This window comes from Gordonia sp. SID5947 (genome assembly GCF_009862785.1).
Lineage (GTDB): Bacteria > Actinomycetota > Actinomycetes > Mycobacteriales > Mycobacteriaceae > Gordonia.
Genome location: NZ_WWHU01000001.1, coordinates 4855558 through 4869039, shown reverse-complemented (window position 1 = coordinate 4869039; position 13482 = coordinate 4855558). Strand labels below are relative to the sequence as shown.

The 13482-nt window shown below is 65.8% G+C and carries 12 protein-coding genes and 4 pseudogenes; 6 read left to right on the top strand and 10 right to left on the bottom strand.

The window, feature by feature from the left end; genetic code table 11:
* Nucleotides 1-16: 16 nt before the first annotated feature.
* Nucleotides 17-645: pseudogene (locus tag GTV32_RS22010) on the bottom strand (DedA family protein).
* A gap of 235 nt (nt 646-880) precedes the next feature.
* Between GTV32_RS22010 and GTV32_RS22005 the strand changes: the two are divergent.
* Complete coding sequence (locus GTV32_RS22005; RefSeq protein ID WP_161062701.1) at nt 881-1954, top strand: alpha/beta hydrolase; 1074 nt, start codon at nt 881-883, stop codon at nt 1952-1954.
* Between the two features lie 189 nt (nt 1955-2143).
* Nucleotides 2144-2443: pseudogene (locus GTV32_RS22000) on the top strand (TM2 domain-containing protein); the annotation flags it as partial.
* Nucleotides 2444-2456: 13 nt separating this feature from the next.
* On the opposite strand, the pseudogene GTV32_RS21995 reads toward GTV32_RS22000, so the two are convergent.
* Nucleotides 2457-4459 (bottom strand): annotated as a pseudogene (locus tag GTV32_RS21995) (TIM barrel protein).
* Between the two features lie 221 nt (nt 4460-4680).
* Between GTV32_RS21995 and GTV32_RS21990 the strand changes: the two are divergent.
* From GTV32_RS21990 to GTV32_RS21980, 3 genes are read left to right on the top strand one after another with little or no spacing between them, the layout of a single operon-like run.
* Nucleotides 4681-6042 carry an MFS transporter gene (locus GTV32_RS21990; protein WP_161062122.1) on the top strand — a complete coding sequence of 454 codons (1362 nt, stop codon included), beginning with the start codon at nt 4681-4683 and terminating at the stop codon, nt 6040-6042.
* Between the two features lie 51 nt (nt 6043-6093).
* Entirely contained in the window at nt 6094-7032 is a 939-nt protein-coding gene (locus GTV32_RS21985; protein ID WP_161062121.1) for a shikimate dehydrogenase, read from the top strand.
* 39 nt (nt 7033-7071) lie between these two features.
* Entirely contained in the window at nt 7072-7785 is a 714-nt protein-coding gene (locus tag GTV32_RS21980) for a TetR/AcrR family transcriptional regulator (protein WP_161062120.1), read from the top strand.
* Nucleotides 7786-7915: 130 nt separating this feature from the next.
* Here GTV32_RS21980 and truA read toward each other — a convergent pair whose 3' ends face one another.
* From truA to infA, 8 genes and pseudogenes are all read right to left on the bottom strand, one after another.
* Complete coding sequence (gene truA / locus GTV32_RS21975) at nt 7916-8791, bottom strand: tRNA pseudouridine(38-40) synthase TruA (RefSeq protein WP_161062119.1); 876 nt, start codon at nt 8789-8791, stop codon at nt 7916-7918.
* Nucleotides 8792-8802: 11 nt separating this feature from the next.
* Complete coding sequence (gene rplQ, locus GTV32_RS21970; protein WP_161062118.1) at nt 8803-9411, bottom strand: 50S ribosomal protein L17; 609 nt, start codon at nt 9409-9411, stop codon at nt 8803-8805.
* A 61-nt stretch (nt 9412-9472) separates the two neighbouring features.
* Complete coding sequence (locus tag GTV32_RS21965; RefSeq protein ID WP_161062117.1) at nt 9473-10525, bottom strand: DNA-directed RNA polymerase subunit alpha; 1053 nt, start codon at nt 10523-10525, stop codon at nt 9473-9475.
* A gap of 89 nt (nt 10526-10614) precedes the next feature.
* The gene (gene rpsD / locus GTV32_RS21960; RefSeq protein WP_161062116.1) at nt 10615-11220 is read right to left on the bottom strand and encodes a 30S ribosomal protein S4; all 606 of its coding nucleotides are present in this window, start codon (nt 11218-11220) and stop codon (nt 10615-10617) included.
* Between the two features lie 24 nt (nt 11221-11244).
* Nucleotides 11245-11652: a 30S ribosomal protein S11 gene (gene rpsK / locus GTV32_RS21955; protein ID WP_161062115.1), complete on the bottom strand. Its 408-nt coding sequence runs from the start codon at nt 11650-11652 to the stop codon at nt 11245-11247.
* Nucleotides 11652-12019: pseudogene (gene rpsM, locus GTV32_RS21950) on the bottom strand (30S ribosomal protein S13). The gene rpsK and the pseudogene rpsM overlap by 1 nt, the downstream one beginning before the upstream one ends.
* A gap of 171 nt (nt 12020-12190) precedes the next feature.
* A complete protein-coding gene (gene rpmJ / locus GTV32_RS21945; protein ID WP_005207978.1) occupies nt 12191-12304 on the bottom strand; it encodes a 50S ribosomal protein L36 in 114 nt (37 codons plus the stop codon).
* A 108-nt stretch (nt 12305-12412) separates the two neighbouring features.
* On the bottom strand, nt 12413-12634 hold the full coding sequence (gene infA / locus GTV32_RS21940) for a translation initiation factor IF-1 (RefSeq protein ID WP_005170487.1): 222 nt from the start codon (nt 12632-12634) through the stop codon (nt 12413-12415).
* Nucleotides 12635-13095: 461 nt separating this feature from the next.
* Here infA and GTV32_RS21935 point away from each other — a divergent pair, with 461 nt between their 5' ends.
* Nucleotides 13096-13482 carry a phage holin family protein gene (locus tag GTV32_RS21935; RefSeq protein ID WP_161062114.1) on the top strand — a complete coding sequence of 129 codons (387 nt, stop codon included), beginning with the start codon at nt 13096-13098 and terminating at the stop codon, nt 13480-13482.

The window sequence follows — 13482 nt, the reverse complement described above, 5'->3', positions numbered from 1 at the left end:
CCCCGGCCTCGAGTCCTCACACCGGCGGGTCCTCGCCGACCGTGCGGCGCGAGTGCCGCCACCGTCGACCGAGATGGATCGCGGTGGGGACCACCACGGTGAGGACGGAGGCGATGATGAACAGTTCGATGTTGTCCCGGATGATCGCCACCTGGCCGAGGAAGTAGCCGAGCATGATGATCCCGGCGGCCCACACAATACTGCCGAGCACGCTGAAAACGGTGAAGACCCGATAGGACATCCCGGTGAATCCGGCGACCACGGGTGTGAGGGTGCGGATGATGCCGACGAAGCGTGCGAAGAACACCGTCAGCGCCCCGAACCGCTCGAAATACCGATGGGTCCGTTCCAGTGGTTCCGGACCGATCCATCGCATCAGGCGGCCCTCGACGACCCCGAGCCGAGCCGCCGCCCGATCAGGTAGCCGAGTTGATCGCCGAGAATCGCCGCCAGTGGGACCGCGATGCACAACAACCACAGCGGTGCGAACGGATCCGGTTGCGCCGCAAAGACCCCGGCGGTGAACAGCACGGAGTCGCCGGGGAAGACGAATCCGATCAGCAGGCCGGTCTCGACGAAGATCAGGATGCATAGCCCGATCAGTCCGCCGGTCGCGAGGAAGGTGTCGATATCGAACGGGTTCATCGCCTTCAGCCTACGGAGAATCGCCGATTCACCGCGCGCGGCGGGCCGTCGAATCCGGTGCCGGACAGGCCGAGGTTAACTCGATGCAACATCCCGCGCAGATTGTGCCAACGTGCGGTTTACTCAAGACCAACGACGCCGGCGCGATCGTGGAGAGCCCGCCGCCGGTCCCGACAAGCCGTCACACCGACGTGAAGACGAGGAGGCCTCCGTGTCCGCTTCCACGCACCCGCCCATCTCCGCCGCATCCGCCCATACCCGCCCGAACAACGGAAAGGGCCGCGCGCTGCGACCGGTGGGCGACACCGAGATCCGCGTCGAATACCACACGATTCACGGTTACCGCCGCGCATATCGCATCGCAGGCAGTGGTCCGGCACTGTTGCTGATCCATGGCATCGGCGACAACTCGTCGACGTGGGACTCCGTCATACCGATCCTGGCGCAGCGCTACACGGTGATCGCACCGGACCTCCTCGGGCACGGCAAGTCTGAGAAACCGCGCGCGGACTACTCGGTGGCGGCCTTCGCCAACGGGATGCGCGACCTGCTCGTGGTGCTCGGCCACACCAAGGTCACCGTGGTGGGCCACTCACTCGGCGGCGGCGTCGCGATGCAGTTCTGCTACCAGTTCCCACGTTTTGTCGAGCGACTCGTACTGGTGGCGGCCGGCGGCGTGACGCGCGACGTCAATCCCGCACTGCGACTGGTCTCCATGCCGGTGGCACACGAGATCCTCACGGTGCTGCGCGTCCCCGGGGTGGTCCCGGCCCTACGGCTCGGCGCCCGGGTCCTCGCTGCCGCCCCTCGGGTGCCGGGCACCTCGACGATGTCGCTGCAGCGCCTCCTCAACGATCATGAGGACCTGATCCGTGTGCTGGGTGATCTCGCCGACCCGACGGCGTCCGCGGCCTTCCTGCGCACGTTGCGCGCGGTGGTGGACTGGCGTGGCCAGGTGGTGACCATGATGGACCGGAGTTATCTCACCGAACGGCTTCCGGTGCTGCTCATCTGGGGTGATGAGGACACCGTCATCCCGTACCACCACGCCCAGCTGGTGCACTCGGCGATCCCACATTCCGAACTCGAGACCTTCCCCGACTGTGGGCATTTCCCGTTTCACGCCGACCCGGAACGGTTCACCCAGGTGGTCATCGACTTCATCGAACAAAACGAGCCCGTGGTGTTCGATCCCGCCAACTGGCGTCAACTGCTCAGCGAGGGCCAGCAACGCGGCGGATTCGTCGGCGACGCGGAGACCGTCGGAGCGGTGATCGACGCGATCGAAGACGAGCGCAGCGCCACCTGATGACCGGTCACATGAATGATGCACCGGTCCCGGCCGACATGGGATGATGGGCCGATGACCTACCCGGGACAACCCCCACACGACCCCTACTCCCAGGGCGCCCATCAGCAGGCGAATCCGTATGGGGCCGAACAGTCTCCGTACGGACCGCAGGCCTACGGTCCATACGGTGCCGCATACCCGGGCATGGACCCCTGGGCACCGTACGGGCGGGATCCCATGTCCGGACTGCCCTTCTCGGACAAGTCCAAGATCGTCGCAGGACTGCTGCAGATCTTTCTCGGCGGCTTCGGCGTCGGGCGGTTCTATCTCGGCGACAATCAGACCGGTGCGATCCAGCTCGGACTCACCATCGTCGGCTGGATCACCGTCGTTTTCATCGTCGGGCTCTTCATCCTCCTGGGCGTCGGCATCTGGGCCCTGGTCGACGGCATCATGATGCTCACCGGCAGCGTGCGCGACAAGAACGGCCTGCCACTACGGCCCTGACCGGGCACGACGACTACGTGTCGACCGCGGGATCGGCTCCGCGGCGGTGCAACTCGGCCGCCACCCGGACCGGCGAATTGACCTCACCGTATCCGCGATAGCCGTGCCGGCGGCAGACGATCTCGAAGAACAGATCCTCGCCGATCGTCGGGGTGAAGAAATGGAAGAACTCACCGCCGCGGTCATCCGCGTCGTAGAGGACGTCAAAAGCGCGCATCTGTTCGATGATGCTGCCGGACAAGTCGAATCGTGCGATCAGGTCGTCGTAGTAGTTGTCCGGGATGGGCAGGGTACGCAATCCTCGGGCCCGGCATCGACGCGCGGTGTCGAAGATGTCGTCGCAGGCGAATGCGGCATGGGTCAGCCCACCGGGACGGCGCAATGGCCCGTGCCCATCGAGTTGGGTGGGAACCATCGACGCCACGATGCGCACCGCCGACCCCGACGAGGTGGGCATCGTCAGCGCCTGGCTCCGCATGGTGCCCACCGCGTCCGGGATGTCCAGGCCGTCGTCCACCCGCATGCCGAACACCGAGCGCAGAAGCAGCATGGCTCCTTCCCAGTCGGCGGTGGGGATACCCAGCCCGACGTGGTCGACCCCGGTGAAGAGCCTCGAGAGCGGCCCGGTACGGCGTGGGACCAGATCGAACCGCTCCTGCCATTCCGACGCCGACGCGACAGCACGCAGATCGATGGCCAGCGTCTCCGTCACGTCGAGTCGTACCACCTCGTCGCCCGACACCGGGTTCACCGTGCCCGGGCGGGAACCGGCGCCACGGCGACATCGAAGTCGGCGGCGCGCTGCTCCCACGCTGCCGGAGTGTCGCTGCGAAGGCCGATCTGCGCGATCGTCGGCATGTCGGCGGGTATCCCGGGAGCGGTCCACACCGTGCCCGCTGTCGCGTCGACGACGACCGCGATGTCGGCGTCCCGATACAGCCGCAGCCCGGTGACGCTGTCCACGCCCTGTAGGTCGAAGCCGATGTGCGACAGGCACTCCGCCACCCGCGGCGCCAACACCGGGCCCGCGGCGACCCGAACCGAGACGATGTCGCCGGCCGCGGCCGGTCCGAGCGGCGCATCGGAGACGGCACGGCCGTCCGCAGCTGCAGTGCCTTGTTCGGCAGCGCCATTCCGGTCGGGGCCCGTCTCGCCGGCGATCTCCGCCAGATACCGCAGCGACCGATGGGCGTCGCGAGCGGTACGCCCCGCATCCGCGTGCCGGAAGAGATCGCTGAACACCTCCAGCGACCACGGCCCGCGGTAGCCGCTCGCCTGCACGGCCCGGATGAACGTACCGAGATCGAAATTGCCCTGGCCGGGCAGACATCGATGGTGACGACTCCATTGCAGCAGGTCCATCCGCATCGCCGGGGCGTCGGCGAGCTGCAGGAAGAAGATCGACTCCGGAGCCAGGTCCGCAATCCTGGCCGGGTCGTCGCCACGGGACAGGATGTGGAAACTGTCGAGACAGTTGCCGAGGACAGGGTCGCCGACGGTTTCGACCAACCGTGCGGCGTGCCGGTAGTCGTTCACGTGAGTGCCCCACGCCAGCGCCTCGTACGCCAGCCGCTTGCCGCGATGCCGCGCCTTCTCGGCGGCGGTGGCGAGTTGCGCGCACAGTCGATCGTCCTCGCCCACCGCTCCCGGCAGCGGCGAGGAACACACCAGCAGCAGATCGCATCCCAGCTCGTCCATCAGGTCGAACTTTCGTTCGAGCCGGGCGAGATTTCGTGCGAAACGTTCGCCGTCGGTGCTGTCGAGGTCACGGAACGGTTGATAGAGGTCGATGGTGAGTCCGCGTTCGGCAGCGGCCGAGGCGATCCGGCGGGGGGACAAAGGCGACGCGACCAGATCGGGCTCGAAGATCTCCACGCCGTCGAAACCCGCGGCCGCCGCGGCGTCGAGCTTCTCGTCGAGAGTTCCGGACAGGCACACCGTGGCGATGGACGTGCGCGGCAGCAGATCGCCCCGGCTGGGACGTGCCGCGCCGATCGCACTGGCGTCTGTGGTCATCGTCAACCTCCGTGTGACGTGGGACACGATGGCTAGAATGTACCAAATGGTTCATTACCGAGTCCATCGAAGCTTCCTAGCGGCCGAGATTCCGAAGCTCAGAACTGCGCAAATGGCAACTTTATGAACTATCTGGTTAGTTGTCTTGACGATGCCGGATGCACTTTGTAGTCTCAGTCACACGCCGCCCCGCGGTGGCGCCCATCACACTTGGAGGACCGATGACCACCACCCATCACGACCTGCCGGCGCCCGCGCCGCGTAAGGCCGCGCTGGCCAGCTTCATGGGCAGCCTGGTCGAGTACTACGACTTCTTCATTTTCGGCACCGCGTCCGCACTGGTGTTCAACAAGATCTTCTTTCCCGAGTTCAGCTCCGGCGCTGGAACTCTCGCGGCCTTTGCCACCTTCGGTGTCGCCTACGTGGCACGACCCGTGGGCGCCGTGATCCTCGGACACTTCGGTGACCGGATCGGCCGGCAGCGGGTCCTGGTCTTCACTCTCCTGTTGATGGGCTCGGCAACGTTCCTGATCGGATGCCTGCCCGACTACCACGCCATCGGCATGGCCGCCCCCATCGCGCTGGTGACCCTGCGACTGCTGCAGGGTCTGTCGGCCGCAGGTGAGCAGTCAGGTGCGAGCTCGCTGACGGTCGAACACTCCGACTCCGGCAAGCGCGCGTTCTATGCGAGCTGGACACTGAACGGCACACAGGCCGGTCTCCTCGTCGGCACACTCGCCTTCATACCGGTGGCGGCCCTGCCCGAAGACGCTCTCCTGAGCTGGGGGTGGCGGATTCCCTTCTTGTTCAGCGCCGTCGTCATGATCGTGGCGTACCTGATCCGTCGCACGATGCCCGAGACCCCCGTCTTCGAGGCACTGGAGGATGGCGAAGGTGTCTCGCAGGTGCCGCTGTTCAACCTGCTCCGCAATCACTGGCGTCCGCTGCTCCGGGTCATCGCCTGCGCCCTGATCTCCACGATGAGCACCCTGTTCTCCACGTTCGCCCTGAAGTACGCGACCGACGACTTCGAGGTCTCCAAGAGTTCCATGCTGATCGTCAGCGTGGTCGCCAACCTCACGATGCTGTTCACACAGCCGCTGTGGGGACTGGCATCGGACCGGATCGGCCGCAAGCCGATCTTCATCGGCGGCTCGGTGGGCTGCGCGGTACTCGCCTTTCCGTACCTGTTCCTGCTCACCACCGGTTCGTTCTGGGTCATCCTGTTCTCCACACTCGTCATCCAGTCGCTGGTCTACGCCGCCGCCAACGCGATCTGGCCGTCCTTCTACGCGGAGATGTTCCCCGCGCAGGTCCGCTACTCCGGTGTCGCGATCGGCACCCAGATCGGATTCATGAGCAGTGGCTTCCTCCCGTTGATCGCAGCCGCCATCCTCGGCGACGGACGTATGGGCTGGGTTCCGGTCGCGATCGTCGTGGCCGCCTGCGCCCTGATCGCCGCGGCCGCGGCATCGACCGCCGTGGAGACACACAAGACCGACACGATGAAGCTCGGCGAGAGGGCCACCCGGCCCGGAACGCCGACCGATGACTCGCGAGTCCTCAACGGCGCCACGGCCTGAGAGGTAGGCCCCACCCGCCGACCGAGCATCCCCGCCCGACGAAAGAGACCCATGTTCCAATCTGAATTCGACACCGCCACAAGACGAGTCAACGATGGGGCGACGGTCTGCGCTTTGGTCGGGCAGGGGATCTCGCGCTCACTCACCCCGCCGATGCACGAGCGCGAGGCCGCCATGGCCGGCCTCGACTACACGTACCTCGTGCTCGACGTTCCGGCCTCTGTGGCGGCGACAACGGACCTCGGCCACCTGCTCGACCGTGCCCAGGCCGCGGGGATGCGGGGTCTCAACATCACCCATCCGTTCAAGCAACGCGTCCTCGCCCACCTCGACGCCCTTTCCCCCGGCGCCGAACGCCTTGGCGCGGTGAACACCGTCGTCTTCGACGATGAGCGACGCATCGGACACAACACGGATTGGTCGGGGTTCGCCCGCAACTTCGACCTCGGCTTCGGCGACGACAGCGAGGACCCGGTCTCACGCTCGACCGTCGTCCAGCTCGGCGCCGGCGGCGCCGGTGCGGCTGTCGCATACGCGATGCTGACGCGCTCGGTGCGGCGCTTCCACCTCGTCGATGCCGAGCCACGGCGCGCACGGTCGCTGGCCGACGCGCTGCGACCGTTGTTCCCGGCCACCGACCTGACCGCGGGCGGCACCGACGACTCGGAGACGTGGATCGCCGGAGCCGACGGCCTGGTCCATGCCACACCCATCGGCATGGCGGATCACCCCGGGATGGCCGTGCCCGTCGGGTTGCTCCGTCCGGACCTCTGGGTCGCCGAGGTGGTCTACCGACCAGTGGTCACCGAGCTGATCGCGGCCGCGCGGGCCGTCGGGGCACGGACCCTGACCGGCGATGGCATGGCCGTACACCAGGCGGTCGACGCTCTGCGCCTGTTCTCCGGACTCGAACCCGACGCCGGTCGAATGACCAGGCACATCGGCGATCTCATCGCGGAGGAGAGCGCAGCGGTACTGCGCAGCGCGTGATCGGCGACGACGCAGTGGACGAACGATAGAGTTCATGAGGTGACCACCGAGACCGTACGTCGGCGCGACAGCGAACGGACCAGGGCGAACATCGTCGCCGTGGCCACCAAGGAGTTCGCCAACAAGGGGTATGCCGGCGCCCGAGTCGACGAGATCGCCGACAAGACGCACACCACCAAGCGGATGATCTACTACTACTACGGCGACAAGGACGGCCTCTACGAGGCGGTGCTCGAGACGTCGTACGGCAAGATCCGACGCCTCGAACAACGGGTGACCCACATCGAGGATGATCCGATCACGGCCATCCGCCAACTGGCTGAGATCACCTTCGACCACCACGATCGGAATCCGGATTTCATCCGCATCGTCGCCGGTGAGAACATCCTCAAGGGTGCGCACATCAAGCACTCCGCAGCGGTACGACAACTCGGCAGCCCGGCGGTCGACATTCTCGGGCGCATCCTCGAGGTCGGCCGGGACCGGGGAATCTTCCGGACCGACGTCGACGCCCTGGACGTCCACCTCGCGATCAGCAGTTTCTGCTTCTTCCGGGTCGCCAATCGGTATACCTTCAAGACGCTCTTCGACCGCGACCTCACCGCCCCCGACCAACGCGTGACACAGCGAAAGATGCTGGGCGACATGATCGTCGCCTATCTCACCGACACCGGGACTGTGACCGACACCGGGACCGGCACCGGGACCGGGACCGGGACCGGCACCGCCTCTCCCCCGCCGACAGCAACCTGAAACCCGCCGACAGCAACCTGTTTCGCGTCGAGAGCAACGCAAGGCATACACCCGGCGCCGCGAGTTCTGGTGCTCTCGGCGCGAAACCGGTTGCTCTCGGCGCGAAACCGGTTGCTCTCGGCGGGGGTGGTCAGCCGCCGCAGCAGCCGCCCGACGAGCGCACGTCGCGCGTGATCAGATTGCGGGCGGCCAGTTCGTCATCGCTCGGATAGTCGACGCCGGTCAGACACAGACCGCGCGCGTCCGCCACCGGGATACGGCTGTTGCGCGACGTCTCGGCCAGGAGTCCGCGGCACCACTCCAGGTCGCGCCGTCCGTCACCGACGCTGGCGACGGCGCCGACCAGCGAGCGCACCATCGACCAGCAGAAGGCGTCGGCACTGACCCGCCCCACCAGCACGCCGTCGGCGTCAGCGACCCACTCGAAGCGTTGGAGATCGCGGATCGTCGTCGCGCCCTCCCGGCGGCGGCAGAACGCCGCGAAGTCGTTGAGTCCCACCAACGAGCGCGACGCGACATTCATCGCGTCGATGTCCAATGACCGGGACCACGTCGCGGTGGACCGCGCCGCCACCGGCTCCGCACCCCATCGCGCGTCGGTGAGACGGTAGACGTAGTGACGCCGCAAGGCGGAGAACCGGGCGTCGAAGTCGGTGCTGACTCGGCCGATTGCACGCACCCGGACGTCGTCGGGCAGCATCTTCGCCAGCCGGCCGACCAGGCGGGACGGGTCGCCGCCGATGGATCTGGTCTCCAAGCCCGATGGCGGGATGTCGGTGTGCGCAACCTGTCCGGTGGCATGGACCCCGGCGTCGGTGCGACCCGCGACGGTCAGTCGAACGGGTACCCGGAGGACCGTCGACAGCGTCTCCTCGAGCAGCCCGCACACGGTGCGCTGCCCGATCTGCCGTGCCCATCCGGCGAAATCGGTTCCGTCGTAAGAGACGTCGAGGCGCAAACGGCAGAGCCCGCCGTCACCTGATGCGGTGACGGCGGGCTCTGACAACTGCTCTGGACTCAGTCGTCCGACTTCTTGTCGGCGGCCTCGTCGGCGGTCGCGGCGCTCGACTCGTCGTCGACGGCGTCTGCCACGGCCTCGGCGTTCTCGACCTGCGCGTCGGTGGCCTCGGCCTCGACGGCCTCCACCACGTTCTCGGCGTCGGTCGCGTCGCCCTCGGCCACGACCTCTTCGGTCGCGTCGAGATTCTGCTCCGCAGCCTTCTTGGAGGCGGCAACGCGTGTGGCCCGGCTCGCCTCGCTCGACGCAGTCGACTCACGCACCAGCTCGATCACGGCCATGGGGGCGTTGTCGCCCTTGCGCGGCAGTGTCTTGATGATGCGAGTGTATCCACCGGGACGATCCGCGAAGAACGGGCCGATCTCGGCGAACAGGGTGTGCACGACATCCTTGTTCCGGATGTCCTTCATGACCTCGCGACGGTGGGCCAACGACCCCGCCTTCGCGTGGGTGATCAGCTTTTCGGCGTAGGGGCGCAGCCGCTTCGCCTTCGCTTCGGTGGTGGTGATGCGGCCGTGCTCGAAGAGCGACGTGGCGAGGTTCGCCAGCATCGCTTTCTGGTGGCTGGCCGACCCGCCGAGGCGGGCACCCTTGGTGGGCTTGGGCATTGTCTTCTCCTAGAAGAAACTCACGATCTCACGACCGGAAGTCAGGGTTTGGGCGACAGCCTTACAGCTGCTCGGTTTCAGCGAAATCCTCACCGGAGTCGGCGTCGAACGACGCGTCATCCGACCACGTGCCGGTGGCCGGGTCGTAACCGGCGACCTGCGACGGGTCGAAGCTGGCCGGGCTGTCCTTGAGGGACAGTCCGAGCGCGTGCAGCTTGACCTTGACCTCGTCGATCGACTTCTGGCCGAAGTTGCGGATGTCGAGCAGATCCGACTCGGTCCGGGCCACCAACTCGCCGACGGTGTGCACACCCTCGCGCTTGAGGCAGTTGTAGGACCGGACGGTCAGCTCGAGATCCTCGATCGGGAGGCTGAACGACGCGATGTGATCGGCCTCGGCCGGCGAGGGCCCGATCTCGATACCCTCGGCCTCGACGTTGAGCTCGCGGGCAAGCCCGAACAGCTCCACCAGGGTCTTGCCCGCCGAAGCGAGCGCGTCCCGCGCGGTGATCGAGTTCTTGGTCTCCACATCGAGCACGAGCCGATCGAAGTCGGTGCGCTGCTCCACACGGGTGGCCTCGACCTTGTAGGTCACCTTGAGCACCGGCGAGTAGATGGAGTCGACCGGAATCCGGCCGATCTCCGCACCCGACGCCTTGTTCTGTACGGCCGGCACGTAGCCGCGACCCCGCTCGACGACGAGCTCGATCTCGAGCTTGCCCTTGTCGTTGAGGGTGGCGATGTGCAGATCCGGGTTGTGCACGGTGACACCGGCCGGGGGCACGATGTCGGCGCCGGTGACGCTACCGGGACCCTGCTTACGGACGTACATGGTGACCGGCTCGTCCTCTTCGGAGCTCACCACGAGGCCCTTGAGGTTCAGGATGACGTCGGTGACGTCCTCCTTGACCCCTGGAACGGTGGTGAACTCGTGCAGGACACCGTCGATGCGGATGCTGGTGATGGCAGCACCCGGGATCGAGCTGAGCAGGGTACGACGCAGCGAGTTGCCGAGGGTATAGCCGAATCCCGGCTCGAGGGGCTCGATGACGAACTTCGAGCGGTCCTCGGCGATGATCTCCTCGGTCAGAGTGGGTCGCTGTGAGATGAGCATTTCGTTGATTCTCCTTGTGGCCGACCGCTATTTGACGGCCTAGAAGGTGGACCGAACAGCTGTTGCTGTCTGGCGTGTCGTGGTGACGATTACTTCGAGTAGAACTCGACGATGAGCTGTTCCGTGAGCGGCACGTCGATCTGTGCGCGCTCGGGCACGTTGTGCACGAGGATGCGCAGGGTCGACGGGACCACCTGCAGCCAGCCCGGAACCGGACGATCGCCCTGGATCTCCTTGGCGATCTGGAACGGAACGGTCTGCAGCGACTTCGGACGGACGTCGATGATGTCGTACTGGCTGACCCGGTAGCTGGGCACATCGACATTCACACCGTTGACGGTGAGGTGTCCGTGGGTGACCATCTGACGGGCCTGACGACGGGTCCGGGCAAGGCCGGCGCGGTAGACGACGTTGTCGAGGCGGGTCTCGAGGATCTTCAGCAGTTCGTCACCGGTCTTGCCGTTACGACGATTGGCCTCTTCGTAGTAGCGACGGAACTGCTTTTCCATCACTCCGTAGGTGAAGCGTGCCTTCTGCTTCTCCTGCAGCTGCTGCAGGTACTCGCTCTCCTTGATCCGCGAGCGGCCGTGCTGGCCGGGCGGGTAGGGGCGACGCTCGAACGCCTGGTCGCCGCCGATGAGATCGACGCGAAGACGACGGGACTTCTTTGTTGCGGGGCCGGTATAACGAGCCATGGTTTTCTAGTCCTCCCTTTCCCGCTAGACCCGGCGCCGCTTGGGCGGACGGCAGCCGTTGTGCGGCTGCGGGGTGACATCGGAGATGGTGCCGACCTCGAGGCCGGCGGCCTGCAGTGAACGGATCGCGGTCTCACGACCCGAGCCCGGTCCCTTGACGAACACGTCGACCTTCTTGACGCCGTGCTCCTGGGCCTTGCGCGCAGCGTTCTCCGCCGCGAGCTGAGCCGCGAACGGGGTGCTCTTGCGCGAGCCCTTGAAACCGACGTGACCCGAGGACGCCCAGCTGATGACGTTTCCGCTGGGGTCGCTGATCGACACGATGGTGTTGTTGAACGTCGACTTGATGTGTGCGCTGCCGTGCGGGACGTTCTTCTTATCGCGACGGCGGGTGCCCTTCTTGGGGCCTGCACTACGTGACTTAGGAGGCATTACTTCTTCTTCCCGGCGATGGTCTTCTTCGGGCCCTTGCGAGTGCGGGCATTCGTCTTGGTGCGCTGGCCGCGGACGGGCAGGCCACGACGGTGGCGCAGACCCTGGTAGCAGCCGATCTCGATCTTGCGACGGATATCGGCCTGCACCTCGCGACGCAGGTCACCCTCGACCTTCACCGAGGCCTCGATGTACTCACGCAGCTTCGCGACGTCTGCGTCGGTGAGATCCTTTGCCCGAAGGTCGGGGCTGAGCCCGGTACCCTCGAGGATCTCCTGGGAGGTGGTACGTCCAACTCCGTAGATGTAGGTCAGTGCGATCTCCAGCCGCTTCTCGCGGGGAGATCGACACCAGCAACACGTGCCATGTGGCGGATTTCCTTCTCTTGTCAGAGGTCTGCTCCCAGTCCGTCCCGAATCTCTTGTCGGGCTCCGGCCTCTGAACCGGAGGTAGGCGTCGACCCGTGTGTCGACACTGGTGTTGGGAGTGCTTCGTCGTTATGCAGTTGTCCTTCAAGCGACCCGGAGGGTTGCCGTGATCAGCCCTGACGCTGCTTGTGGCGCAGGTTCTCGCAGATCACCATGACCCGACCGTTACGGCGGATCACCTTGCACTTCTCGCAGATCGGCTTGACGCTCGGCTGAACCTTCACGTCCGCTTCTCCTTGAATGGTCGGGCACGGCGCTACCGCGCCCGTCGGTGTTTCTTCAGCGGCGACTGCTGCCGCCGCTGCGGTTCTTACCCGTGTTCCGGGGAAGTCTTACTTGTACCGATAAACGATGCGCCCACGACCGAGGTCGTACGGCGAGAGTTCCACGACGACCCGGTCCTCGGGCAGGATGCGGATGTAGTGCTGCCGCATCTTGCCACTGATGTGGGCGAGAACCTTGTGACCGTTCTCCAGCTCAATACGAAACATCGCATTGGGCAGGGGTTCGATGACTCGTCCCTCGACCTCGATGGCCCCGTCTTTTTTCGCCATGTCCTCCGCGATCCTGGCTGCTCATCCGGCGCTTCCATGGTGTGACCCGCGGGTCGGAAGCCCGGTTGAAACCGTGTTTATCCGTTAGTGTGATGACACCGAATCGGGTGACCGGTCTCATCGGCGGTGAAGCGCGTCGGACCCTGGGAGATCACCCGGCGAACTGCCGAATGACACGCAAGGACCGGCGTGCGATGCACACCGACGTTCAATGCTACGCGAACTGCGGTAACAGACCAAATGAGCCGAGAGTTGCGGTCGCGGAGCCACCGTTCATGCGCGTCGGCGCCCGAGCGGCACCTGCGCGACCGCGGCGCACGCCACCGGCCGATTCCTGCCGTGAACTGTCAGATGCGACGCATGCCCCGGTGTGCAGGCGGGGATTTCTCGAGGCCACGACCGGATCGCCCGACGATGCCGCCATCACCGACTCCCGACCGTCGCCTGGCACACTGTTGGCCATGTCCGCGTTCTTGATTCGTTCCGCATTCACCGGTTTCGCCCTGTGGATCGCGACCCTGATCGTGCCGGGTCTCGACTTCGTCGGCGGGTCGACGAACTGGGAGAAGTTCGGCATCGTCGTCGTGGTCGCGCTGATCTTCGGTGTCGTCAACGCGATCATCAAGCCGATCGTCCAGATCCTGTCGATTCCCCTCTACATCCTCACACTCGGTCTCATCCACGTGGTGATCAACGCGTTCATGCTCGAGATCACTGCGTGGATCACGCGCAACACGACGCATTGGGGACTGCAGGTGGACGACTTCTTCTGGTCGGCGATCTTCGGCGCGATCGTCATCTCGCTCGTCGGCTGGATCGTGGGCCTCGTCCTCAAGGAACCGGCGTGA